At 74.4% G+C, this 22796-nt stretch carries 16 protein-coding genes and 1 pseudogene; 12 read left to right on the top strand and 5 right to left on the bottom strand.

The genetic code is table 11. From position 1 onward, the window contains the following. The first annotated feature begins 3 nt into the window (after positions 1 to 3). Positions 4 to 963: an electron transfer flavoprotein subunit alpha/FixB family protein gene (locus M2302_RS27000; protein WP_280840647.1), complete on the top strand. Its 960-nt coding sequence runs from the start codon at positions 4 to 6 to the stop codon at positions 961 to 963. A 165-nt stretch (positions 964 to 1128) separates the two neighbouring features. Here M2302_RS27000 and M2302_RS26995 read toward each other — a convergent pair. After that, a pseudogene (locus M2302_RS26995) lies at positions 1129 to 1451 on the bottom strand (anti-sigma factor); the annotation flags it as partial. 137 nt (positions 1452 to 1588) lie between these two features. On the opposite strand from M2302_RS26995, the gene M2302_RS26990 reads away from it, so the two are divergent. The 5 genes from M2302_RS26990 to M2302_RS26970 all read left to right on the top strand — a co-directional run bounded on the left by M2302_RS26990 (position 1589) and on the right by M2302_RS26970 (position 6541). Then, positions 1589 to 2764, top strand: a complete 1176-nt coding sequence (locus M2302_RS26990; protein WP_280840645.1) for a cysteine desulfurase family protein — start codon at positions 1589 to 1591, stop codon at positions 2762 to 2764. A 198-nt stretch (positions 2765 to 2962) separates the two neighbouring features. Then, positions 2963 to 4036: a tRNA 2-thiouridine(34) synthase MnmA gene (gene mnmA / locus M2302_RS26985; protein WP_280840644.1), complete on the top strand. Its 1074-nt coding sequence runs from the start codon at positions 2963 to 2965 to the stop codon at positions 4034 to 4036. A 50-nt stretch (positions 4037 to 4086) separates the two neighbouring features. Beyond that, the gene (locus M2302_RS26980) at positions 4087 to 5091 is read left to right on the top strand and encodes a methionine synthase (RefSeq protein ID WP_280840643.1); all 1005 of its coding nucleotides are present in this window, start codon (positions 4087 to 4089) and stop codon (positions 5089 to 5091) included. A 35-nt stretch (positions 5092 to 5126) separates the two neighbouring features. Continuing rightward, positions 5127 to 5495, top strand: coding sequence for a VOC family protein (locus M2302_RS26975; RefSeq protein ID WP_280840642.1), 369 nt, complete (start codon positions 5127 to 5129; stop codon positions 5493 to 5495). Positions 5496 to 5527: 32 nt separating this feature from the next. Then, positions 5528 to 6541: an ADP-ribosylglycohydrolase family protein gene (locus tag M2302_RS26970; protein WP_280840641.1), complete on the top strand. Its 1014-nt coding sequence runs from the start codon at positions 5528 to 5530 to the stop codon at positions 6539 to 6541. Positions 6542 to 6595: 54 nt separating this feature from the next. Here the strand turns inward: M2302_RS26970 and M2302_RS26965 are convergent, their stop codons facing one another. Continuing rightward, the gene (locus M2302_RS26965; RefSeq protein ID WP_280840640.1) at positions 6596 to 7099 is read right to left on the bottom strand and encodes a type II toxin-antitoxin system PemK/MazF family toxin; all 504 of its coding nucleotides are present in this window, start codon (positions 7097 to 7099) and stop codon (positions 6596 to 6598) included. Between the two features lie 175 nt (positions 7100 to 7274). Between M2302_RS26965 and ligA the strand changes: the two genes are divergently transcribed. The 6 genes from ligA to M2302_RS26935 all read left to right on the top strand — a co-directional run bounded on the left by ligA (position 7275) and on the right by M2302_RS26935 (position 17936). Beyond that, a complete protein-coding gene (gene ligA, locus M2302_RS26960; protein ID WP_280840639.1) occupies positions 7275 to 9410 on the top strand; it encodes an NAD-dependent DNA ligase LigA in 2136 nt (711 codons plus the stop codon). Positions 9411 to 9567: 157 nt separating this feature from the next. Then, complete coding sequence (locus M2302_RS26955) at positions 9568 to 11952, top strand: EAL domain-containing protein (RefSeq protein ID WP_280840638.1); 2385 nt, start codon at positions 9568 to 9570, stop codon at positions 11950 to 11952. Positions 11953 to 12167: 215 nt separating this feature from the next. After that, on the top strand, positions 12168 to 12473 hold the full coding sequence (gene gatC, locus M2302_RS26950) for an Asp-tRNA(Asn)/Glu-tRNA(Gln) amidotransferase subunit GatC (RefSeq protein ID WP_088963593.1): 306 nt from the start codon (positions 12168 to 12170) through the stop codon (positions 12471 to 12473). Continuing rightward, entirely contained in the window at positions 12470 to 13945 is a 1476-nt protein-coding gene (gene gatA, locus M2302_RS26945; RefSeq protein ID WP_280840637.1) for an Asp-tRNA(Asn)/Glu-tRNA(Gln) amidotransferase subunit GatA, read from the top strand. Before gatC ends, gatA begins: the two co-directional genes overlap by 4 nt. A gap of 13 nt (positions 13946 to 13958) precedes the next feature. Further along, the gene (gatB, locus tag M2302_RS26940) at positions 13959 to 15458 is read left to right on the top strand and encodes an Asp-tRNA(Asn)/Glu-tRNA(Gln) amidotransferase subunit GatB (RefSeq protein ID WP_280840636.1); all 1500 of its coding nucleotides are present in this window, start codon (positions 13959 to 13961) and stop codon (positions 15456 to 15458) included. A gap of 120 nt (positions 15459 to 15578) precedes the next feature. Further along, positions 15579 to 17936 carry a transketolase C-terminal domain-containing protein gene (locus M2302_RS26935; RefSeq protein WP_280840635.1) on the top strand — a complete coding sequence of 786 codons (2358 nt, stop codon included), beginning with the start codon at positions 15579 to 15581 and terminating at the stop codon, positions 17934 to 17936. Here M2302_RS26935 and M2302_RS26930 read toward each other — a convergent pair. The 3 genes from M2302_RS26930 to M2302_RS26920 form a co-directional block, all read right to left on the bottom strand. Continuing rightward, on the bottom strand, positions 17902 to 19527 hold the full coding sequence (locus M2302_RS26930; protein ID WP_280840634.1) for a metallophosphoesterase: 1626 nt from the start codon (positions 19525 to 19527) through the stop codon (positions 17902 to 17904). The genes M2302_RS26935 and M2302_RS26930 overlap by 35 nt on opposite strands. A gap of 123 nt (positions 19528 to 19650) precedes the next feature. After that, positions 19651 to 20826, bottom strand: a complete 1176-nt coding sequence (locus tag M2302_RS26925; protein ID WP_280840633.1) for a PQQ-dependent sugar dehydrogenase — start codon at positions 20824 to 20826, stop codon at positions 19651 to 19653. Between the two features lie 70 nt (positions 20827 to 20896). After that, positions 20897 to 22720: a SpoIIE family protein phosphatase gene (locus tag M2302_RS26920; protein ID WP_280840632.1), complete on the bottom strand. Its 1824-nt coding sequence runs from the start codon at positions 22718 to 22720 to the stop codon at positions 20897 to 20899. Positions 22721 to 22796 lie beyond the last annotated feature (76 nt).

Raw genomic sequence — 22796 nt, 5'->3', positions numbered from 1 at the left:
GACATGTCTGAGGTTCTCGTCGTCGTCGAAGCCACCCGGGAATTCGGCGTCAAGAAGGTCACCCTGGAGATGCTCACCCTCGCCCGCGAGCTGGGCACCCCGAGCGCAGTGGTGCTCGGTGGCACCGGCGCCGCCGAGGCGCTGAGCGCCAAGCTGGGCGAGTACGGCGCGGAGAAGATCTACGCCGCCGAGAGCGAGGAGATCGACGGCTACCTGGTGGCCCCGAAGGCCACCGTGCTGGCCGAGCTGGTCAAGCGGGTGCAGCCGGCCGCCGTGCTGCTCGCCTCCGCGCAGGAGGGCAAGGAGATCGCCGCCCGCCTCGCCGTCAAGCTCGACAACGGCATCCTGACCGACGTGGTCGGCCTGGCCGCCGACGGCACCGCGACCCAGGTCGCCTTCGCCGGCTCCACCATCGTCAAGTCCAAGGTCACCAAGGGCCTGCCGCTGGTCACCGTCCGTCCCAACTCCGTCAACCCGACCCCGGCGCCGGCCACCCCGGCCGTCGAGCAGCTCACGGTGGCGGTCACCGACACCGACAAGCTGGCCAAGGTCGTCGACCGGGTCGCCGAGCAGAAGGGCTCCCGCCCCGAGCTGACCGAGGCCGGCATCGTGGTCTCCGGTGGTCGTGGTGTCGGCAACGCCGACAACTTCAAGCTGGTCGAGGAGCTTGCCGACCTGCTCGGCGGCGCCGTCGGCGCGTCCCGCGCGGCGGTCGACTCCGGCTTCTACCCGCACCAGTTCCAGGTGGGCCAGACCGGCAAGACCGTCTCCCCGCAGCTCTACGTCGCGCTGGGCATTTCCGGCGCGATCCAGCACCGGGCCGGCATGCAGACCTCGAAGACGATCGTCGCCGTGAACAAGGACGGCGAGGCCCCGATCTTCGAGCTGGCCGACTTCGGCGTGGTGGGCGACCTGTTCAAGGTCGTTCCGCAGGCCGCCGAGGAGATCCGCAAGCGCAAGTGACGCCCCCTCGGGGCGCCACCAGCCAGCGCCCCGACGCGACGCACATACAGAGAAAGAGTGGCCATCCTTCGCGGAATGGCCACTCTTTCTCTGTATGTGTTCCCGTTCCCGTCGCGGTGGGAAGGGAGCTGATCGGCGGGCCGGGGAGCTGAGCCGGCCCGCCGATCAGCCCGTCAGGGTGCCCCTCAGCAAACTGTCGCCGGAGTGGGCGGGCTTGTTGTCGTACTGCTCGGCGGAGACGTCGACAACCGAGTATGCCTGAAGATCGACATTTGGTGGTAGCGGAAGCAGCGCGTCCCCCGACGGACCGCGCAGCACACCGATCGAGAACATCTCCAGGTTGGTCGGGTTGATCAGCCAGACCTCGTAATACCCGGGAACGTCCGGGAGATTCGCCACGTGCAGGTGCAGTCGGCCGTCGGTGAAGATCCGGGCGTCGCCGTTGGCGTCCTTCGGCGTCCTCCGTACGCGGACAGCGGCGCGCTGGCCACCGCCCCGCCCGAGGCGGACCGCGCCGGGCCGGCCCGCCGGGGCGGGAGGGCGCTCTCCCCGCCCCGGCGCCGGGCCCGGCCCCCGGTGGTCCGGCGTCCGGCGGGACGGCTGCAGGCCGTTAGGCTGAACGGTGATGGCATACCTGGATCACGCGGCGACGACCCCGATGCTCGACGAGGCGTTGGAGGCGTACGTCGCCACCGCCCGCGAGGTCGGCAACGCGTCGTCGCTGCACGCGGCGGGCCGGCGCGCCCGGCGACGGGTGGAGGAGTCGCGGGAACGGGTCGCCGCCGCGCTGGGCGCCCGCCCCTCCGAGGTGGTCTTCACCGGCGGCGGCACGGAGAGCGACAACCTCGCCGTCAAGGGCGTCTTCTGGGCCCGTCGCGCCGCCGACCCGGGCCGGGTCCGGGTCGTCTCCAGCGCGGTCGAGCACCACGCGGTGCTCGACGCGGTGGACTGGCTGGCCGACCACGAGGGCGCCGAGGTGGGCTGGCTGCCGGTGGACGCCGCCGGCCGGCTGGACCCGGACCGGCTCCGCGCCGAGCTGGACGCGCACGCCCACCGGGTCGCCCTGGTGACCGCGATGTGGGCCAACAACGAGGTCGGCACCGTCCAGCCGGTGGCCGAGCTGGCCGCGGTGGCCGCCGCGCACGGGGTGCCGTTCCACACCGACGCGATCCAGGCGGTCGGTCAGGTGCCGGTGGACTTCGCCGCCAGCGGCGTCTCGGCGCTCACCGTCACCGGGCACAAGCTCGGCGGCCCGACCGGGGTCGGTGCCCTGCTGCTGGCCCGCGACGTGCCGGCCACCCCGCTGCTGCACGGCGGCGGCCAGGAGCGCGACGTCCGCTCCGGCACGCTCGACACCGCCGGCATCGTGGCCTTCGCGGTCGCCGTCGAGGCCGCGGTGAAGGGCCAGCAGGAGTACGCCGTACGGGTGGCCGCGCTCCGCGACGACCTGGTCCGGCGGGTCCGCGAGGCGGTGCCCGAGGTGATCTTCAACGGCGACCCGACCGACCGGCTGCCCGGCAACGCGCACTTCTCCTTCCCCGGCTGCGAGGGCGACGCGCTGCTGCTCCTGCTCGACGCCCAGGGCATCGCCTGCTCCACCGGCTCGGCCTGCTCCGCCGGGGTGGCCCAGCCCTCGCACGTGCTGATCGCGATGGGCGCCGACGACGACCGGGCCCGCTCCTCGCTGCGCTTCACCCTCGGCCACACCAGCACCCCCGCCGATGTCGACGCCCTGATCGCCGCCCTCCCGGCGGCCGTCGACCGGGCCCGCCGCGCGGCCGCCCTGCGTACCCTCCGCTGAACCGGCGTCTCCCGCCCGGCCTCTCGTCGACTGTCGCCGGCCCCGCGAGGGGCGGCCGCTGGTGATGCTTCGCCCGGTTCGTCCCGGCCGTCGGTGCCGGAACGCGCGGCTGGCGGTGACCGGCGGCGCAGCGGGGCGGCGGGGGTGGGGACGGCGGCGCGGAGGCGGATAGGGTCGAGGGATGAGGGAGGTGTCACGGTGAGGGTTCTGGCGGCGATGTCGGGCGGGGTGGACTCCGCCGTCGCGGCGGCGCGCGCCGTGGAGGCGGGGCACGACGTGACCGGGGTGCACCTGGCGCTGGCCCGCAACCCGCAGACCTACCGCACCGGAGCGCGCGGCTGCTGCACCCTGGAGGACTCCCGGGATGCGCGGCGGGCCGCCGACGTGATCGGCATCCCGTTCTACGTCTGGGACATGGCCGAGCGGTTCCACGCCGACGTGGTGGACGACTTCGTCGCCGAGTACGCGGCCGGCCGTACCCCGAATCCCTGCCTACGCTGCAACGAAAAGATCAAGTTCGCGGCGGTGCTGGACCGGGCGGTGGCCCTGGGCTTCGACGCGGTGGTCACCGGCCACCACGCCCGGCTCGGCGCGGACGGCCTGCTGCGCCGCAGCGTCGACCTCGCCAAGGACCAGTCGTACGTGCTCGCCGTGCTGACCCGGGAGCAGCTCGACCGGTCCCTCTTCCCGCTCGGCGACTCCACCAAGGCTCAGGTCCGCGAGGAGGCGGCCCGGCGCGGGTTGGCGGTGGCCGACAAGCCGGACTCGCACGACATCTGCTTCATCGCCGACGGCGACACCCGCGGCTTCCTCGCCGGCCGGCTCGGCGAGGCGCCCGGCGAGGTGGTCGACGCGCTCACCGGCACGGTGGTGGGCAGCCACACCGGCGCGTACGCCTACACCGTCGGGCAGCGGCGCGGCCTGCACCTGGACCGGCCCGCCCCGGACGGCCGCCCCCGCTACGTGCTCTCCATCACCCCGAAGACCAACACGGTGACCGTCGGCCCGGCCGAGGCGCTGGACGTCTCCCAGGTGCAAGCCACCCGTCCCGTCTGGACCGGCGGCGAGCGACCGACCGCACCCGTCGAGTGCGAGGTGCAGCTGCGCGCCCACGGCGACGTGGTCCCCGCCACCGTGGAGCTGGCCGACGACGCCCTCCGCGCCGAGCTGCGCCGCCCGGTACGCGGGGTGGCCGCCGGGCAGGCGATCGTCGCGTACCGGCCGGACCCGGCCGGCGACGTGGTGCTCGGCTCGGCCACCATCACCGGCTGACCGCCGCCGTCCGCCGCCGGCCGGCCACGCCGAGCGGCTACCCTTCGGCCGTGACTGATCAGCCTTGGCCCTGGCCCGCGGGGGCGGCAACCGGCATCGGTTCGCTGCCCGGCACCGACATCGCCGAAGCGCAGCGGGTCGTCCTCGGCGAGCTGCCCGCCCTACCTCACCTGCCCGAACTGCCCGCCCGTGGACCGGGCGCCGACCTCATCGGCCGGACCGGCGGGTTGCTGGTGGAGCTGCCGGTCGAGCTCTACGCGGCCCGCTGGCGGATCGCGCTGCGCCCCGGCCGGGACCTGCGCCGGGCCCGGGACCTGATGGAACGCGACCTCGACCAGCTCGCCGAGCAGGCCGAGGGGTACACCGGGCCGGTGAAGATCCAGGCGGCCGGACCGTTCACCCTGGCGGCCGCGCTGGAGCTGCCGATCGGCGGGCGGCTGCTGCGTGACCCGGGCGCGGTGCGCGACCTGGCCGGTTCCCTGGCCGAGGGGCTGCGGCTGCACGTCGAGGCGGTGGCCCGCCGGCTGCCCGGGGCGTCGGTGCTGCTCCAGCTCGACGAGCCGTCCCTGCCGGCGGTGCTCGCCGGGCGGGTGCCCACCGAGAGCGGCTTCGGCGCTCACCGGCCGGTCGAGTCCGAGGTGGCCCGTGCCCTGCTGCGCACCGTGATCGAGGCGGCGGGGGTGCCGACCGTGGTGCACTGCTGCGCGCCGGACGTGCCACTGGAGCTGATCCGCTCGACCGGGGCGGTCGCCGTGGCGCTGGACCTCGCGCTGGTCACCGACCTGGACCCGCTCGGCGAGGCGATCGACGCCGGGCTCGGGCTGTTCGCCGGCGCCGCGCCCACCCAGCCGCCGTCCGCCGTTCGCGCGCCGACCTCGGCCGAGGTCGCCGACCGGGTACGCGGGCTCTGGGACCGCCTCGGCTTCCCGCGCCGGCAGCTCACCGAGCAGGTGGTGGTCACCCCGGCCTGCGGGCTGGCCAACGCCACCCCGGGGTACGCCCGGGCGGTGCTGGCCGCCTGCCGGGACGCCGGTCGGCGCCTGCACGAGGAGTGAGGTTTTCCGTCGTACCCGGCGGGCAGGATGACGTCATGATTGGACAGCTGCGTTCGACGGTGATCGACTGCCCCGATCCCCGGGCCCTGGCCGGCTTCTACGCCGAGCTGCTCGGCCTGCCGCTGGTGGAGGAGGACTCCGACGGCGACGACTGGGTGGTGCTCGGCGGCTCGCCGGGGCACCAGCCGCGGCTCGCCTTCCAGAAGGCGCTCAACCTGCGGGCCCCGGCCTGGCCGGACCCGGAGCGGCCCCAGCAGTTCCACCTCGACGTCACCGTCGACGACATCGAGGCGGCGGAGAAGGCGGCGCTCGCCCTCGGCGCGCGCCGGCTGCCCGGCGAGGGGGACGGCTGGCGGGTCTACGCCGACCCGGCCGGTCACCCGTTCTGCCTCTGCTGGGACTGAGCCCGGCCGGCCGGGGGTTGCGGCCGGGCGGCATGATCGCGGGCGTGATCGACTCCTCGCCCCGCCGTGCCTCCGGTTCGCTCTTCGGTCTCGCCTACGGCGACGCCCTCGGCAAGCCCACCGAGTTCCTGACCGTCGCCGAGATCACCCGTCGCTACGGGCCGGGCGGCCCGCGTGCGCTGGTCGGCGATCCGGCGCTGGTCACCGACGACACGCAGATGGCCCTGGCCGTGGCGTGGGCGCTGCACGACGCGTCCGCGTACACCCCGGAGGTGGTCGAGCCGCTGCTGCGGCAGCGCTTCGGTGAGTGGGCGGTCAGCCCGGACAACAACCGCGCCCCGGGGATGACCTGCCTGCGGGCCTGCGCCGAGCTGGGCCGTGGGCTGCGCTGGCAGGAGGCGACCGTGGCCGACTCGAAGGGCTGCGGCGCGAACATGCGGGTCACCCCGGTCGGGCTGCTCGACGTCGACCTGGACACCCTCGCCGGGCTGGCCCAGCTCCAGGCCGGTCTCACCCACGGTCATCCGACCGGCCTGGCGGCCAGCGAGCTGACCGCGTACGCGGTGCGGTTGCTGTGCGACGGCGTGGGCCTGGCCGAACTGCCCGACCTGCTCATCGCGCGGGCGGCGGAGCAGCGGCGGGTCTACCGCGCCGACTGGCTCGGCGATCTCTGGCAGCGGTGCGGCGCGACGTCCCCGGAGGAGTTCGTCGCCCGGGGCTGGGACGAGTGCCGGCAGGTGCTGGACCGGCTGGTCGCCGCGCTGGGCCGACCCGACGACGGCGGCGACCCGTGCCGGGACACCGGCGAGGCGTGGATCGCCGAGGAGGCGCTGGCCACCGCCCTGCTCTGCGCGCTGCGTCACCCCGACGACCCGGTCGCCGCGATCGCCCGGGGCGCGACCACCGCCGGCGACTCCGACTCGATCGCCGCCCTGGCCGGCGCCTTCGTCGGCGCCGCCCACGGCATGGCCGCCTGGCCGCAGGACTGGTCCACCCGCATCGAGTACGCCGACCAGCTCACCACCCTCGTTACCTCCTGGGACTGACCGGGCGGCCAGGATCGACCACCGCGGTCAACCTCATGGTCGACGGTGGGTGGGTCAGGTGGGGAGGTGGGGGAGGGAGCGGAGGCGGTGCCAGAGGGACTGGTCGCAGGTGCCGGCGCGGTGGGTGAAGGCGCTGCTCGGGACGCGGACGGACTCGGCCAGGTCGAGCCAGCTGTCGTGGTCGGCGTCGGGGTCCCACTCCCGGGTCGGGATGCGGACGTGGTCGTCGCGGCTGCTCTTGTCCTGACTGGTGATCTTCAGGACGTCGGCGCCCCGGTCGTCGGCGCGGAGCACCAGGCAGGGGCGCACCTTCGAGCCGGTCCCGTCGTGGAACGGGACGTCGGCCCACCAGATCTCGCCCGGCCGGGGCGTACCCGTCGGGGTGCGCGGGCGGGGCGGCGCGGTGGGGCGGGCCCGGTCGCGCGGCGGCGTGCCCCGCTCGGGCCGGGTGCGTTCGCCGCCCGCCGGGCGGCCGCCGCGTCGTCGCCACTCGTTCCAGGCCCAACCGGCGGCCACGGCCAGCACGACCAGCACCGCCCACCACACCCACTCCGGCATTCCCACCCCTGCCTCTCCGCCGCCGACGCCGCCGACGTCCGGCGATCGTCGCACGCCCGGCGGGCCGCCGCCCGTCGGGCGCGGCAGGGGTGGCGGGAGATTGTCCCACCGGCCCGATACGGTGCGGAGGTAGCGTGATCACGGGGAGATCCCACTGGTGTCCGGAGGCGGCAGGGTGTCCGAAGAAGCGATCTCTCAGCAGGTCAGCCCCGCACAGGAGGCGGCGGCCGGCGGCGAGCCGACCCCCGAGGCGCGGGAACGGCACGCCACGCTGAGCCAGGAGCTCACCGAACACCAGTACCGCTACTACGTCCTCGACGCGCCGACCATCTCCGACGCCGAGTTCGACCGGCGGCTGCGCGAGCTGGAGGCGCTGGAGGCGGAGTTCCCGGCGCTGCGCAGCCCCGAGTCGCCCACCCAGCGGGTCGGCGGCACCTTCTCCACCGACTTCACCCCGGTCACCCACGCCGAGCGGATGCTCTCCCTCGACAACGCCTTCGCCGACGAGGAGCTGGCCGCCTGGGCCGAGCGGGTCGAGCGGGACGCCGGCGGCCCGGTGCCTTACCTCTGCGAGCTGAAGGTCGACGGCCTGGCCATCAACCTCACCTACGAGAAGGGCCGCCTGGCCCGGGCCGCCACCCGGGGCGACGGGCGGACCGGCGAGGACGTGACGGCCAACGTCCGCAGCATCCGCGACGTGCCCGGCCGGCTGACCCCGTCCGCCGAGTTCGGCGACCTGCCCGAGCTGCTGGAGGTGCGCGGCGAGATCTACTTCCCGGTGGCCGCCTTCGCCGACCTCAACGCCGGCCTGGTCGAGCAGGGCAAGGCCCCGTTCGCCAACCCGCGCAACGCCGCCGCCGGCAGCCTGCGGCAGAAGGACCCCCGGATCACCGCCTCCCGGCCGCTGCGCCTGGTGGTGCACGGCATCGGCGCCCGGCGCGGCTTCCGGCCCACCGCCCAGTCCGAGTCGTACGCGGCGCTGAAGGCGTGGGGCCTGCCGACCAGCGACCGCTGGCGGGTGGTGCCCGACCTGGCCGGCGTCGCGGACTACATCGCCTACTACGCCGAGCACCGGCACGACGTCGAGCACGAGATCGACGGCGTGGTGGTGAAGGTCGACCCGGTCTCCATCCAGGGCCGGCTCGGCTCGACCAGCCGGGCGCCGCGCTGGGCGATCGCCTTCAAGTACCCGCCGGAGGAGGTGACCACCAAGCTGCTCGACATCGACGTCAACGTCGGGCGTACCGGGCGGGTCACCCCGTTCGCCGTGCTCGAACCGGTGCGGGTGGCCGGCTCCACGGTCGCCCTGGCGACCCTGCACAACGCCCGCGAGGTCGAGCGCAAGGGGGTGCTGATCGGCGACACGGTGGTGCTGCGCAAGGCCGGCGACGTGATCCCCGAGGTGCTCGGCCCGGTGGTCGACCTGCGCCCCGCCGACGCCCGCCCGTTCGTCATGCCCACCACCTGCCCGGCCTGCGGCACCCCGCTGGCGCCGGCCAAGGAGGGCGACGTCGACATCCGCTGCCCCAACAGCCGCAGTTGCCCGGCGCAGCTGCGCGAGCGGGTGTTCCACCTGGCCGGGCGGGGCGCCTTCGACATCGAGGTGCTCGGCTACAAGGGCGCCGCCGCGCTGCTCGACGCCGAGATCATCAGCGACGAGGGCGACCTGTTCCAGCTCGACGCCGAGCAGCTCGCCCGCTCGCCGTTCTTCGTCAACAAGGACGGCAGCCTCGGCAGCAACGCCACCAAGCTGCTGGACAACCTCGCCGTCGCCCGCGAGCGCGACCTGTGGCGGGTGCTGGTCGCGCTCTCCATCCGGCACGTCGGCCCCACCGCCGCGCAGGCCCTCGCCCGGCACTTCCGCTCGATCGAGGCCATCGACGCGGCCAGCGAGGAGGAACTCTCCTCGGTGGACGGTGTCGGCCCGACCATCGCCGCCAGCATCAAGGAATGGTTCGCCGTCGACTGGCACCGCGAGGTCGTGCAGAAGTGGGCCCGGGCCGGCGTACGGATGGCCGAGGAGGCGGTCGACGAGGGGCCGCGCCCGCTCGAGGGGGTCACCGTGGTGGTGACCGGCACCCTCGCCGGGTTCAGCCGGGACCAGGCGTCCGAGGCGATCCAGAGCCTCGGCGGCAAGGTCAGCGGCTCGGTCTCCAAGAAGACCGGCTTCGTGGTGGTCGGCGACAACCCCGGTTCCAAGGCCGACAAGGCGGCCAGCCTCAAGGTGCCGGTCCTCGACGAGGACGGTTTCCGGGTGCTGCTCGACCGGGGGCCGGACGCGGCCCGGGAGGTCGCCCGCGTCGAGGGGTGAGCCGACGCGCCGGCGGGGATCTTGGGGTCGTATACCAACTTAATTACGACTACGACCGATTCGTGACTGTCGTCTCGGGGTACGGCCACTCAGGGCGTTTCATTGGGGCACGGTGCGCGACCGGCGCGCGCCGTGTACCGCATGCCCGGGAGGTGCGATGGAGACGGCCGACCCCCGCAACTCCGTCCCACCCGGGCGGGAGGCGCGGTTCGCCGGCTTCGTCGCCGCCGTGGTCGGGTTGGCGCTGCTGGTCTCCGCCCTGCCGCTGATCGGGCTCCCCGACCGCCTGCCCCGGCTGCCGGCGGCGTTCTGGGCGATGGCGGCGCTCGCCGTCGCCTGTGACGCGCGGCCCTTCGTCCCGCCGGGCCGGCGGCACACCTCGGCCGTCTTCCCGTCCACCTGCTTCACCTTCGCGATCCTGCTCGGCTGGGGGCTGGGCCCGGCCGTGGCGGTCCAGGCCGTCGCGGTCGCCGTCTCCGGCTGGCGGATGCGCCACGCCCTCTGGCGGACCACCTTCAACGCCGCCCAGTACGCCTGCGCGCTCGGCGCCGCGTACCTGGTGCTCCGGCTCGGGCCGGGTGGACTCTTCGACGGCGGCCGGCTGGGCTGGACGGCCGTGACCGCCGTCGGCGGCGCCACCCTCACCTGGTTCGCCGTCAACTACGGCCTGGTCAGCAGCGCGCTGCGGCTGCGCTTCGGCGGCCGGTGGTGGCCGAGCGTGCGGCAGGCGCTGCCGTACGAGCTGCTTTCCACCGGTTCGCTGCTGCTGCTCGCCCCGGTGCTGGTCACCGCCGCCCGGGCCAGTGCCGCGCTGGTCCCGCTCGTGCTGGTGCCGCTCTTCGCCGTCTACCGGATGTCCCGGCTCTCCACCGAGCAGGAACACCTCGCCGCGCTCGACCCGCTCACCGGCCTGCCCAACCGCAAGGCGCTGCTCGCCGAGGTGGCCGAGCAGGTGCACCTGCACGCCGAGCGGGTCGCCAAGGGCGACCGGGACGCCCACCTGGCCCTGCTCCTGATCGACCTGGACCGGTTCAAGAACGTCAACGACGCGCTCGGCCACGCCGTCGGCGACCGGCTGCTGGTCGAGGTGAGCGCCCGGCTGGCGGACGTCGTCGGCGGCCGGGACATGCTGGCCCGCCTCGGCGGGGACGAGTTCGCCATCGTCGCCGGCCGGCTCGACGGCGTCGACGAGGCCCGCGAGATGGCCGGCCGGGTGGTCGCGGCGCTCACCGAACCGGTGTCGCTGGACGGGCTGCCGCTCGACGTCGGCGCCTCGATCGGCATCGCGCTCTTCCCCGAGCACGGCGAGGACTTCGCCACCCTGATGCGCCACGCCGACGTGGCGATGTACGACGCCAAGCACCGCAACGACACCGTCGCCGTCTACGCCGCCGAGTCGGACCACAACTCCGCGGAGCGCCTGGGGCTCCTGGCCGACCTGCGCCGCGTACTCGAGGCGGGGCCGCCCGCCGGGCGGACCGTGCGGGGCGGCGACGGCGCCGCGCTGCCCGCCCGGCTCGCCGCCGGGACGGACGCCGCGGGACCGGACGGCGCCGGGGCGAACGGCGCGGGCGGGCGGTGGTGGCCCCGGCGCCGGCGGGCGCGGGTCGCGGTGGACGGCTCCGACGAACTGCTGCACCAGATCCTGACCGGCGCCGACCCGACCCGCCGCCGCGCCGGGCAGCCCGCCGCCGAGCCCGAGCGGCCCGAGCTGCCGGCCGTTCCCGCCCCGGTGGAACGGGCCGAGGACGCGGCGGCCGACGTCGGCGTCATCACGATGTACTACCAACCGCAGATCGCCATCGCCACCGGCGAGGTCGTCGGGGTGGAGGCGCTGCTGCGCTGGCGGCACCCGCGCCGGGGCATGGTGGACCCGGAGGAACTGATCCGGGTGGCCGAGCAGAGCGCGGTGATGCGGCTGCTCACCCAGCGGGTGGTCGACGACGTGGTGGAACAGCTGGCCAAGTGGTCGGCGGCCGGCATCCACCTGCGGGCGGCGCTCAACGTCAGCGTCCGTGACCTGCACACCGGCGAGATCGCCGACCGGATCGCCGACCGGCTGGCCGCCTTCGGGGTGGCCCCCGAGCGCCTGCAACTGGAGATCACCGAGGGCGCGCTGATGGCCGACCCCCGGCGGGTGCTCACCACCATCTCCCGGCTGCACCGCCTCGGGGTGGCCATCTCCCTGGACGACTTCGGTACCGGGTACTCGTCGTTGCAACACCTGCGCCGGCTGCCGCTGGCCGAGGTGAAGGTGGACCGCTCGTTCGTCCTCGGGATGGCCGACGACGCCGACGACGCCGCCATCGTCCGGTCGATGATCGAGCTGGCCGGCGCGCTCGGCCTGCGGGTGGTCGCCGAGGGCGTGGAGGACGAGCGGACCTGGCGGATGCTGCACGCGGCCGGCTGCGACGTGGCGCAGGGCTGGTTCCACGCCCGCCCGATGCCGGCCGACGAGCTGGTGACCTGGCTGGCCCGGTACCGGCCGGTGCACCCGACCGGCGGCCCGGACACCGAGGCGCCGCGCCGCCCCACCCGCTGACTTCGCCTTGGCGGGCCGACCGCCGGGACGGCCGTGGCGGGCCGACCGGCCGAGCCGGCGCAGGCGACGGACGGTCCCGTCGGGCGGGCGCGGGGGGAGTCGGAGGCGTCGGCGTGACCGCAGGACAATAGACTCGCTCCGGTCACCGCGCGTCATCTCCGATCGCGCGGCCGGCACACCGCAGACGCAGCAGGACAGCCACGAAGGGGGCACCGATGGCCGCCATCTCCCGCGAGGAGGTCGCGCACCTGGCGCGACTGTCGCGGCTCGCCGTCACCGAGGAGGAGTTGGACGTCTTCGCCGGCCAGCTCGACGTGATCCTCCAGTCGGTGGCCCAGGTCGGCGAGGTCGCCGCGGCGGACATCCCGCCGACGTCCCACTCGGTGCCGCTGACCAACGTGCTCCGCGAGGACGTCGTGACGCCGTGCCTGACCCCGGAGGAGGCGCTGTCCGGCGCGCCGGACGCCGACCAGCAGCGGTTCCGCGTCCCGCGGATCCTGGACGAGGATGTGGCCTCATGAGCGACCTGACCAGACTGACCGCGACGGAGATCGCCGGTCTCGTCGCCAGCGGTGAGACCTCCGCCGTCGAGGTGACCCAGGCCCACCTGGGCCGGATCGCCGCCGTCGACGACCGGGTGCACGCCTTCCTGCACGTCGACACCGAGGGCGCGCTGGCCGCCGCCCGCGCGGTCGACGAGCGTCGGGCCGCCGGCGAGGAGCTGGGCCCGCTGGCCGGCGTGCCGGTCGCCGTCAAGGACGTGCTCACCACCAAGGGCGTGCCGACCACCGTCGGGTCCAAGATCCTCGAGGGGTGGCGCCCGCCGTACGACTCGACGATCGTGCAGCGGCTGCGCGACGCCGGCACGGTGATGCTCGGCAAGACCAACATGGACGAGTTCGCGATGGGCTCCTCCACCGAATACTCCGCGTACGGCCCGACCCACAACCCGTGGGACCTGGACCGGATCCCGGGCGGCTCCGGTGGCGGCAGCGCCGCCGCGCTGGCCGCGTACGAGGCGCCGCTGGCGATCGGCTCGGACACCGGCGGCTCGATCCGCCAGCCCGGCGCGGTCACCGGCACCGTCGGCGCGAAGCCCACCTACGGCGGCACCTCCCGGTACGGCCTGGTGGCGTTCTCCTCGTCGCTGGACACCCCCGGCCCGTGTGCCCGTACGGTGCTCGACGCCGCGCTGCTGCACCAGGTGATCGGCGGGCACGACCCGCGCGACTCGACCTCCATCCCGGCCCCGGTGCCGGACGTGGTGGCCGCCGCGAAGCTCGGCGCCACCGGCGACCTGACCGGCGTGAAGCTCGGCATCGTCACCGAGTTCACCGGCGAGGGCGCGGAGCCGGGCGTGATGGCCGCCTTCCGCGAGTCGGTCGACACCCTGGCCAAGCTGGGCGCCGAGATCGTCGAGGTGTCCTGCCCGCACTTCCGGTACGCCCTGCCGGCGTACTACCTGATCGCGCCCAGCGAGTGCTCCTCCAACCTGGCCCGGTTCGACGGCGTCCGGTTCGGCCTGCGGGTCGGCGACGACGGCAACCGGTCGCTGGAGGAGGTCATGTCGCTGACCCGGGAGGCCGGCTTCGGCGCCGAGGTCAAGCGGCGCATCATGATCGGCACGTACGCCCTCTCCTCGGGCTACTACGACGCCTACTACGGGCAGGCGCAGAAGGTCCGCACCCTGATCACCCGGGACTTCACCGCGGCCTTCGAGCGGGTCGACGCGCTGATCTCGCCGACCACCCCGTTCGTGGCGTTCCCGATCGGCGCGCGTACCTCGGACCCCTACCAGATGTACCTGGCGGACCTGTTCACCATCCCGACCAACCTGTACGGCGGCCCGGGCATCTCGGTGCCCTGCGGCCTCTCCGACGGCCTCCCCGTCGGCCTGCAGGTGATGGCCCCGACGATGGCCGACGACCGGATGTACCGGGTCGCCGCCGCGCTGGAGTCCGTGGTCGGCACGTTCACCCCACCGGCGCTGTGAGGCAGGAGCTCAGATGACCACGACACTGCCCGCGTACGACGAGGTCGTCGCGCGCTACGAACCGGTGATCGGCCTGGAGACCCACGTCGAGCTGGGCACGAACACCAAGATGTTCTGCGGCTGCCCGACCGACTTCGGCGGCGAGCCGAACACCCGGGTCTGCCCGGTCTGCCTGGGCCTGCCCGGCTCGCTGCCGGTGGCCAACAAGGCGGCCATCGAGGCGACCATCCGGATCGGTCTGGCGCTGAACTGCTCCATCGCCGAGTGGTGCCGGTTCGCCCGGAAGAACTACTTCTACCCGGACATGCCGAAGGACTTCCAGATCAGCCAGTACGACGAGCCGCTGTGCTTCGACGGCTACCTGGACGTCGAGGTCGGCGGCGAGCTGGTGCGGATCGGCATCGAGCGGGTGCACCTGGAGGAGGACACCGGCAAGACGCTGCACGTCGGCGGCGCCACCGGCCGCATCCACGGCGCGACCGAGTCGCTGGTCGACTACAACCGCGCCGGCATCCCGCTGGTGGAGATCGTCACCAAGCCGGTGCCGGGCACCGGCGCGCTGGCGCCGGACGTGGCCCGGGCATACGTCACCGAGCTGCGCGACGTGCTCCGCTCGCTGAACGTCTCCGACGTGCGGATGGAGGAGGGCTCGCTGCGCTGCGACGTGAACACCTCCCTCAACCTGCCCGGCGAGGAGTGGGGCACCCGCACCGAGACCAAGAACGTCAACTCGCTGCGCTCGGTGGAGCGGGCGGTCCGCTCGGAGATGCTGCGGCAGGCCGCCGTGCTCGACGCCGGCGGGAAGATCACCCAGGAGACCCGGCACTTCCACGAGGACACCGGCGACACCACGCCGGGCCGGTCCAAGGAGACCGCCACCGACTACCGGTACTTCCCGGAGCCGGACCTGGTGCCGCTCGCCCCGGACACCACCTGGGTGGCCGAGCTGAAGGCCGCCCTGCCGGAGCTGCCCCGGCTGCACCGCCGGCGGCTGCAGCAGGAGTGGGGCCTGTCCGACCTGGACATGCAGTCGGTGCTCAACGCCGGCGCGGTCGAGCTGATCGAGGCCACCATCGCCGCCGGCGCGACCCCGGCCGCCGCCCGCAAGTGGTGGCTGGGTGAGCTGTCCCGGCGGGCCAACGAGGCCGGCATCGAGCTGGCCGACGTCGGGGCCACCCCGGCGCAGGTCGCCGAGCTCCAGGGCCTGGTCGACGCGGGCAAGCTCAACGACAAGCTGGCCCGTACCGTCCTGGAGGGCGTGGTGGCCGGCGAGGGCTCGCCGACCGAGATCATGGCCAACCGGCACCTGGAGGTCGTCTCCGACACCGGCGCGCTCACCGCCGCCGTGGACGAGGCCATCGCCGCCAACCCGGAGGTCGCGGACAAGATCCGCAGCGGCAAGGTCGCCGCGGCCGGCGCGCTGGTCGGCGCGGTCATGAAGACCACCCGCGGTCAGGCCGACGCCAAGACCGTCCGTGAGCTGATCCTGGAGCGCCTCGGCGCCCAGGGCTGAGCCCGACACGTCGAAGGCCGCCGTCGCACCCCGGCGGCGGCCTTCCCGCTTCCCCCGTGTACGCGCGATCCGCGCCACCCCTCGCGAGGGCGTCAACGGCGACGCCCGGATGGAGTCACCGTGAACGAGCACGACCTCGACGTCCTCGACGAGATCCAGCGGCGGGTGCTCTGGCTCGCCACCCGGATCGTGGACGCGGCCAACCACGACCGGGACACCGGCGACGGGGTGAAGGTCGGCGGCCACCAGGCCTCCAGCGCCTCCCTGGTCACCGCGATGACCGCGCTCTGGTTCGCCCATCTCGACGCCGAGGACCGGGTCGCCGTCAAGCCGCACGCCTCGCCGGTGTTCCACGCCATCCAGTACCTGCTGGGCAACCTGGACCGGTCGTACCTGCCGAAGCTGCGGGCGCGGGGCGGGCTCCAGTCGTACCCGTCGCGCACCAAGGACCCGGACGAGGTGGACTTCTCCACCGGCTCCGTCGGGCTCGGCGCCGCCGCGCCGCTGTTCGCCGCGGTCACCCGCCGCTACGTCGACGCGCACTTCGGGGCGCGTCCGCACTCCCGGTTCGTCGCCCTGATCGGCGACGCCGAGCTGGACGAGGGGAACATCTGGGAGGCCGTCGCCGACCCGGCCACCACCGGGCTGGGCAACGTGATGTGGCTCGTCGACTTCAACCGGCAGTCGCTGGACCGGGTCGTCCCCGGCATCCGGATCAACCAGTGGCGGGGCCAGTTCGAGGCCGCCGGCTGGCATGTCGTGGAGGTCAAGTACGGCCGCAAGCTCGCCGAGGCGTACGCCCGGCCGGGCGGCGCGGCGCTGCGCGACTGGATCGACCTGATGCCCAACGAGCAGTACCAGTCGCTGTTCGGGCTGGCCGGGCCGGCCCTGCGCAAGCAGTTCCTCGACGGCGCGCCGGCCGAGGTGGGCGCCTTCGTCGCGGACATCGGAGACGACGAGCTGGGCCCGCTGGTGACCGACCTGGGCGGGCACGACCTGGAGGCCATGCTCGACGCGTACGCGCAGTGCGACGCGGTCACCGACCGGCCCAGCGTGGTCTTCGCGTACACGGTCAAGGGGTGGGGGCTGCCCATCGCCGGCAACCCGCGCAACCACTCCGCGCTGCTCAGCACGGAGCAGGTCGACGCGCTGCGCGCCGCCAACGGCCTGACCGCCGAGACCGAGTGGGACCGCCTCCACCCGGCGTCGCCGGCCGGCATCCGGGCCGGCGAGCGCCGGGAGGCGCTGTCCCGCACGCCCCGTGAGCGGTCGCTGGGGGTCACCGTCCCGGAGACCACCCGGGTACGCGCCAACAAGCCCGTCTCCACCCAGGAGGTCTTCGGCCGGGTGCTGGTCGACCTGGCCCGGGATCCCGCCGTCGCGCCGTACCTGGTGACCACCGCGCCGGACGTGGCCACCTCCACCAACCTCGCCGGGTTCATCAACAAGACCGGCGTCTTCGCCCCCACCGAGCAGCGTTCGTGGACCGAGGATCGGATGCTGCGCTGGACGGAGAGTCCCGCAGGTCAGCACATCGAGCTGGGCATCTCGGAGATGAACCTGTTCCTGCTGCTCGGGCAGCTCGGCCTGTCGTGGGACCTGTCGGGGCAGCCGCTGCTGCCGATCGGCACCGTCTACGACCCGTTCGTGCTGCGCGGCCTGGACGCGTTCCTCTACGGCACCTACTCCGGCTCCCGGTTCGTGGTCGCCGGCACCCCGTCGGGCATCACCCTCGCCCCCGAGGGCGGCGCCCACCAGTCGACCATCACCGCCTCCGTCGGCCTGGAACTGCCCGGCGTCACCTTCCTCGAGCCGGCGTACGCGGCCAGCCTGGACTGGCTGCTCTGCGACGCGCTCGGGCAGATCGCCGGCGGGTCGACGCCGGCCGCCACCGCCGCGCCGGCCGAGGACGGGGCGTACTACTTCCGGCTGAGCACCCGGCCGATCGACCAGGCGCCGTTCGAGGCGGCCCGGGCCCGGATCTCCGACGCGGTGCTGCGGCGGCAGGTGGTCGCCGGGGCGTACCGGCTGGTCGACGCGCACCAGGCGTACCCGCAGCTGGCGGACGCCCCGGTGGTCACCCTGGCCGGCTCCGGCGCGGTGCTGCCGGAGGTGCTCGCGGCAGCCGCGGAGCTGGCGGAGGAGGGCATCGCCGCGCACGTGGTGGACGTGACCTCGCTGGACCGGCTCTACCGGGCCTGGCAGCGGACGCTGCGCCAGGGGGTGCGGACCGCGACCGTGCCGAGCGTGCCCGGCGCGCTGCGGGCGGCGTTCGGCGACCGGGCCCCGGTGGTGACCGTGCACGACGCCGCCTCGCACGCGATGGCCTGGCTCGGCTCGGCGCTCGGCGTGCCGGCGGTGCCGCTCGGGGTGGACGAGTTCGGCCAGTCCGGCAGCGTCCGCGAGCTGTACGAGCTGCACGACCTGCTGCCCGGCAGCATCGTCAACGCCGCTCTGGCCGCGCTGTCCCTGCGCTGACCTCCAGCCCACCGCCCGACCGGCGGGTCGGGGTGGGGGTGACGGGGACCGGGGCGCCCTGCGCCGGCTCCTTGACCACGTGGCGTTCCAGATTGACCTGCGCCTGCCCGGTGCCGCCGACCGTGATGTCGTCGTAGGCCTGGAGCAGTTTCCGCTGGTCGAAGTAGAGCACGGTCATCGACAGCGGGGTCGGCTTCTCGCCCTCCAGACCGCGCAGCCCCGCCCCGCCGGTGGAGCCCTCCACCATCAACTGGGTGGACTGCTTGCCGAGCTGCTGCGGCAGCTTGGACACCTGCCGGGCGTGGGTGTGCCCGGCGAGCACCAGGGGGCAGGTGCCGGAGAGCGGGCCGGCCGAGGCCGGGTCGTGCACCAGCGCGATGTTCACCGGTCGGGGTGACCGCTGGACCGTGGCGGCGAGCTGCTCACCGGCCCCGATCACCTGCTCGGCGACCTGCTTGGTCAGGCCGCTGCCGGCCGGCGAGGTCTCCTTGTCGGGGGTGAACCGGGGGTCGCCGATCCCGGCGATGGTCAGCCCGGCGACCGTGGTGGTCGAGTTGTTGAGCACGATCGCGTTGGGCTGCCGGGCCACCGCCGCGGCGGTGCGCGAGGAGTCGTGGTTGCCCCGGATGTAGACGTACGGCTTCTTCAGCAGCCCGATCGAGCCCACGAAGGAGGCCTCCGGCTCGCTGCCCCAGTCGGTGATGTCGCCGGTGTCGATCACCACGTCGATGTCGAACTGCTCCACCACGGTGCGGATCAGCTGCCAGCCGGTCGGGTTGAGGTGCATGTCCGACACGTGCAGCACCCGGGTGGTGCCGGGCGCCGGCTCGTACAGCGGCAGCGCCGAGACCGTGGTGTAGAGCTGGCTGACGTTGCCGACGATGCGCTGCAGCTGCTCGGCGTAGCGCGAGTAGTCGTTGGCGATGCGGCGGGCGTCGCCGACGATCGCCGGGGCGTTGACCAGCAGCCCCTCGTACCGTGGCTCCTCGATCGCCTGGGGGCGCAGGGTGCCCGCGGCGAGTCCCAGGCTGCCGGCGGTGACCGCCAGCGCGAGCCCGGTGGACCACGCGGTGCGGCGGACGTCCCGGAAGATCAGCCCGGCCAGCAGCAGCGTGGCCAGCACGGCCGACCCGGCGGTACGCAGCCCGAGCCGCATCACGCCGTCGCGGACGTCCTCGACCGCCGACAGGCTGGCCCGGTTGATGCTGGCCGGGTCGTCGATCAGCGCTTCGGTCTTGCGCTGGTCCAGCGCGCCCAGCCGGACGGTCAGGTGGGTCGGCCCGTCGTGGCTGTCGAGTTGGAGCGCGCCCAGCGGCGGGACGTCGACGGTGGTGCTGCCCTTGACCGCCGGGGCGAGGGTGAGGTTGGCCCGGAACGGGCCGATGTCGGTGTTCACCCGGCCGCCGGCCAGCACCCCGATCACGGCCCCGGCCAGCGCCACCGTCAGGACGGCGAGCACCACGCCCACCCGCCGGGCCCACCCCGATCGGCCTGACCGGCCGGCCCGGTCCCGCCGCCAGCGTCGCTCACGCCGGGCCGGGGGAGTGTCCTCGTCCCCGGGCCCGCGCTGCTCGTTCTCCCCACCGTCCATGCTGAGATTCTGACCTGCCCAATGATGGATCTTGGCAAACCCGACCGACGGCGGCGCGTTCCGCGCCGAAACTCCCGGTGTGTCGCGCCTCCCGGCGGCTGGTGACAGCCGTTCGGCCGGTGCTCAACTACGCCCGGCGCCACCGTCGGCGAAGACCAGCCGCAGCAGCCGGTCGTCCTCCGGCGCCGGCTCACCCCGCCCGTCGTGGTTGGACGTGGAGACCCAGAGCGAGCCGTCCGGGGCGGCGGCCACCGCGCGCAGCCGACCGTACCGGCCGGTCAGCAGCTGGCGGGGCTGCCCGAGCACGGTGCCGGTGTCGGTCAGCTCGAGCAGCCACAGCCGCTCGCCGCGCAGGCAGGCGGTGACCAGCAGCCGGCCCGTGGCGGCCAGCCCCGAGCAGGACGCCTCCGCGGTGCGCCACTGCGCGATCGGGTCGGCGTACCGCTTGTCGCCGGCCTGCCCCTCGACGGTGGGCCAGCCGTGGTTGGCGCCCTTGTCGATCCGGTTGACCTCGTCCCAGGTGTTCTGGCCGAACTCGGTGGCGTACATCCGCTTGCCGGCGTCCCAGGCCATGCCCTGCACGTTGCGGTGCCCCAGCGACCACACCGGCGAGCCGGGGAACGGGTTGCCGGGCGCCGGTCTGCCGTCCGCGGTGATCCGCAGGATCTTGCCGCCGAGGCTCTTCCGGTCCTGCGCGAAGTCCCGGTTACCGGCGTCACCGGTGCTCACGTAGAGCTGCCCGTCCGGGCCGAAGGCCAGCCCGCCGCCGTCGTGGTTGCCCGCCTTGGGGATGCCGGTGAGGATCGGCGTCGGCGTGCCGCCGAGCTTCAGGCGGGCGACCCGGTTGTCCCGCTCGGTGGTGTAGTAGACGAAGACGGTCTCGTCCTTGGCGTACGCCGGGGAGACCGCGATGCCGAGCAGCCCCGCCTCGCCGTCGGCCGCCACGTCCGGCACGGTCTGCACCGGCGCGACCCGCAACCCCTCCGGGCCGGACTCCGGGCCGACCTTGAGGATCCGCCCGCTGTCCCGCTCGGTGACCAGCGCGCCGCCGTCCGGCAGGAACGCGATGCCCCACGGCACCCGCAACCCCTTGGCCAGGACCGTGGCGACCACCTCCTGACCGGCGCCGCCGGCGCTGGCCGACGCGGACGGGGTGGGCAGGTTGGGGGGCTCGCCGGCCGGGTCCGGCTCCGGCGGGCCGAAGCTGCACCCGGAGGTGGCCAGCAGCAGCGCCGCGCAGGACGCCACCAGCGCCGCGCGACGGCGGCCGGTGCGGGGGTACGGGGGACGGACGCTCACCCGGCCCAGCCTAGCCCGCGAATGTGGACTCCCCGGCCCACCGGCGACGGTCGAGGACGTCGCGACCCGCTTAGCGGACCCGGACGGCGAGCAGCGCGACGTCGTCCTCGCGCCGGTCCGAGGAGGTGAGCAGCAGGTCGCACAGCTCGGCGAGGGGGAGCGGGCCGGTGCCCGAGAGTCGGCTCAGCAGCTCGGCCAGCCCCTCGTCGATGGAGCGGTCCCGGCGCTCGATCAGGCCGTCGGTGTAGAGCAGCAGCGTGTCCCCCGCCGCCAGGGTGGTCTCCTGGCTGCTGCGGGGGATCGGCCGGGCGAAGCCGAGCAGCGGTTCGCGCCGGCCGCCGAGGACCCGGACCAGGCCCTCGGCGTCGACCAGCAGCGGCGGTGGGTGCCCGGCGTTGCACCAGCTCACCGTCAGGCCCCCGGCCTCGCGGGGACGCAGCCGGGCCAGGGTGGCCGTGGCGGCGGCCGGGATGCGCAGCCCGGAGATGGCGCGGTCCAGCCGGGTCATCAGCTCGTCCACCGGGTCGGTCCGGCCGAAGGCGTTGCCCCGGACCAGGTTGCGCAGCTGGCCCATGGTCGCGGCGGCCTCGATGTCGTGGCCGGCGACGTCACCGATCGCCACGACCAGGTCGCCGTCGGGCTGGACGAAGGCGTCGTACCAGTCCCCGCCCACGTCGACCCGGTCCGCCACCGGCTGGTAGCGGGCGGCCAGCTCGACCCGGGGGCTCTCCGGCAGGACCGGCAGCATGCTGTGCTGGAGCACCTCGGCCACGTGCCGCTGCTCGTCGTACATCCAGCTGTTGCCGAGTGCCTGGCCGGCCCGACGGCCGATCTCCAGGGCGATGTGCAGGTCGCTGTCGTCGAAGGGCCGCCGCCCCGGGGCGTTGATCAGCGTCACGCAGCCGACCACCGCACCGCGTCCGGGCGCCGGCACCGGCACCGACAGGTGCGACGCGAAGCCGAGCCGGTCGGCGAGCGACACCATCTCCGGGTCGGTGGTGGCCCGCCGGACGTCGTCCAGGGTGGCCGCGCTGCCCAGCACGGGCTGGCCGGTGCGCAGCACCGTACGGGTGATCGATTCCGGGCCGAGACCGGTCGTCATCAGCTCGGCGAAGCGGTCGACCTGGGCGGTTCGCTCCGGGTCCCGGTGCAGGGCGGTGACCCGGCGCGGCGCGCCCGCCCGGTCGACCAGCGTCACCAGCACCCAGTCGGCCAGCAGCGGCACCACCGCCGCGGTCAGCTGGTCCACCGCGGTGGCCACGTCGAGGGTGCCCGTCAGGGTCTCGCTCAGCGCGGAGAGCAGCTTGAGCCGCTCGTGCGCCTCCTCGACCCGCCGCCGGGCCTCCTCCGCGCCGTCGAGCGCGATCCGCAGCCGCAGCTCCGATGAGCACGCGGCGGCGAGGTCGGCCAGGGTACGCAGCTGGTCGGCGGTCCAGGCGCGGGGCTTGCTGTCGATGGCGCAGAGCGAGCCGAGCACCCGGCCGTCCAGGTCGGTCAGCGGCATTCCCGCGTACGCGACCACGCCCAGCTCCGCGATGGCCAGGTTGTTCCACACCCGGGGGTAGAGCCGGGCGTCGGGCAGCACCATCGGGATCTCGATGTCCACCACGTGCTGGCAGAACGAGTGGCTCAGCGGGGTCTGCCGACGGGCGGCCCACGGCTCCGGCAGGCCGACCGCGCCCGGAAAGAACTGCCGTTCGCCGGTGACCAGCGACACCAGCGCGACCGGCACCTCCAGCAGGTCGCTCACCAGCCGGGCGAAGCGGTCGAACGCCTCGTCGGGTTCGGCGTCCAGGCCCGTCTCGGCGAGCGCGCGCAGCCGTGCCGGGTCCGTCAGCGCGGGGATGTCCACCGCGGGCAGCGGACCGCGACGGTGCGGGGAGCGCTCGGTCATCGGCCACCTGTCTGCGGGCGTGCGGGGCACCGGGTTGCGCTCCGACCCTCGGTTATACCCGGCAGGCGGTGGTGCC

Source organism: Micromonospora sp. A200, assembly GCF_029893845.1.
Taxonomy (GTDB): domain Bacteria; phylum Actinomycetota; class Actinomycetes; order Mycobacteriales; family Micromonosporaceae; genus Micromonospora; species Micromonospora purpureochromogenes.
Note: the sequence above shows the minus strand (reverse complement) of the source record. Positions and strands in the feature narration are given on the sequence as shown.

Excerpts from the sequence above, each read along its gene's own strand:
- M2302_RS26990 (WP_280840645.1), top strand. The coding sequence starts at position 1,589 with ATGGCATACCTGGATCACGCGGCGACGACCCCGATGCTCGACGAGGCG.
- M2302_RS26955 (WP_280840638.1), top strand. The coding sequence starts at position 9,568 with ATGGAGACGGCCGACCCCCGCAACTCCGTCCCACCCGGGCGGGAGGCG.
- gatA (WP_280840637.1), top strand. The coding sequence starts at position 12,470 with ATGAGCGACCTGACCAGACTGACCGCGACGGAGATCGCCGGTCTCGTC.
- M2302_RS26970 (WP_280840641.1), top strand. The coding sequence starts at position 5,528 with ATGATCGCGGGCGTGATCGACTCCTCGCCCCGCCGTGCCTCCGGTTCG.
- M2302_RS26920 (WP_280840632.1), bottom strand. The coding sequence starts at position 22,720 with ATGACCGAGCGCTCCCCGCACCGTCGCGGTCCGCTGCCCGCGGTGGAC.
- M2302_RS26975 (WP_280840642.1), top strand. The coding sequence starts at position 5,127 with ATGATTGGACAGCTGCGTTCGACGGTGATCGACTGCCCCGATCCCCGG.
- M2302_RS26930 (WP_280840634.1), bottom strand. The coding sequence starts at position 19,527 with ATGGACGGTGGGGAGAACGAGCAGCGCGGGCCCGGGGACGAGGACACT.
- gatB (WP_280840636.1), top strand. The coding sequence starts at position 13,959 with ATGACCACGACACTGCCCGCGTACGACGAGGTCGTCGCGCGCTACGAA.
- M2302_RS26965 (WP_280840640.1), bottom strand. The coding sequence starts at position 7,099 with ATGCCGGAGTGGGTGTGGTGGGCGGTGCTGGTCGTGCTGGCCGTGGCC.
- gatC (WP_088963593.1), top strand. The coding sequence starts at position 12,168 with ATGGCCGCCATCTCCCGCGAGGAGGTCGCGCACCTGGCGCGACTGTCG.
- M2302_RS27000 (WP_280840647.1), top strand. The coding sequence starts at position 4 with ATGTCTGAGGTTCTCGTCGTCGTCGAAGCCACCCGGGAATTCGGCGTC.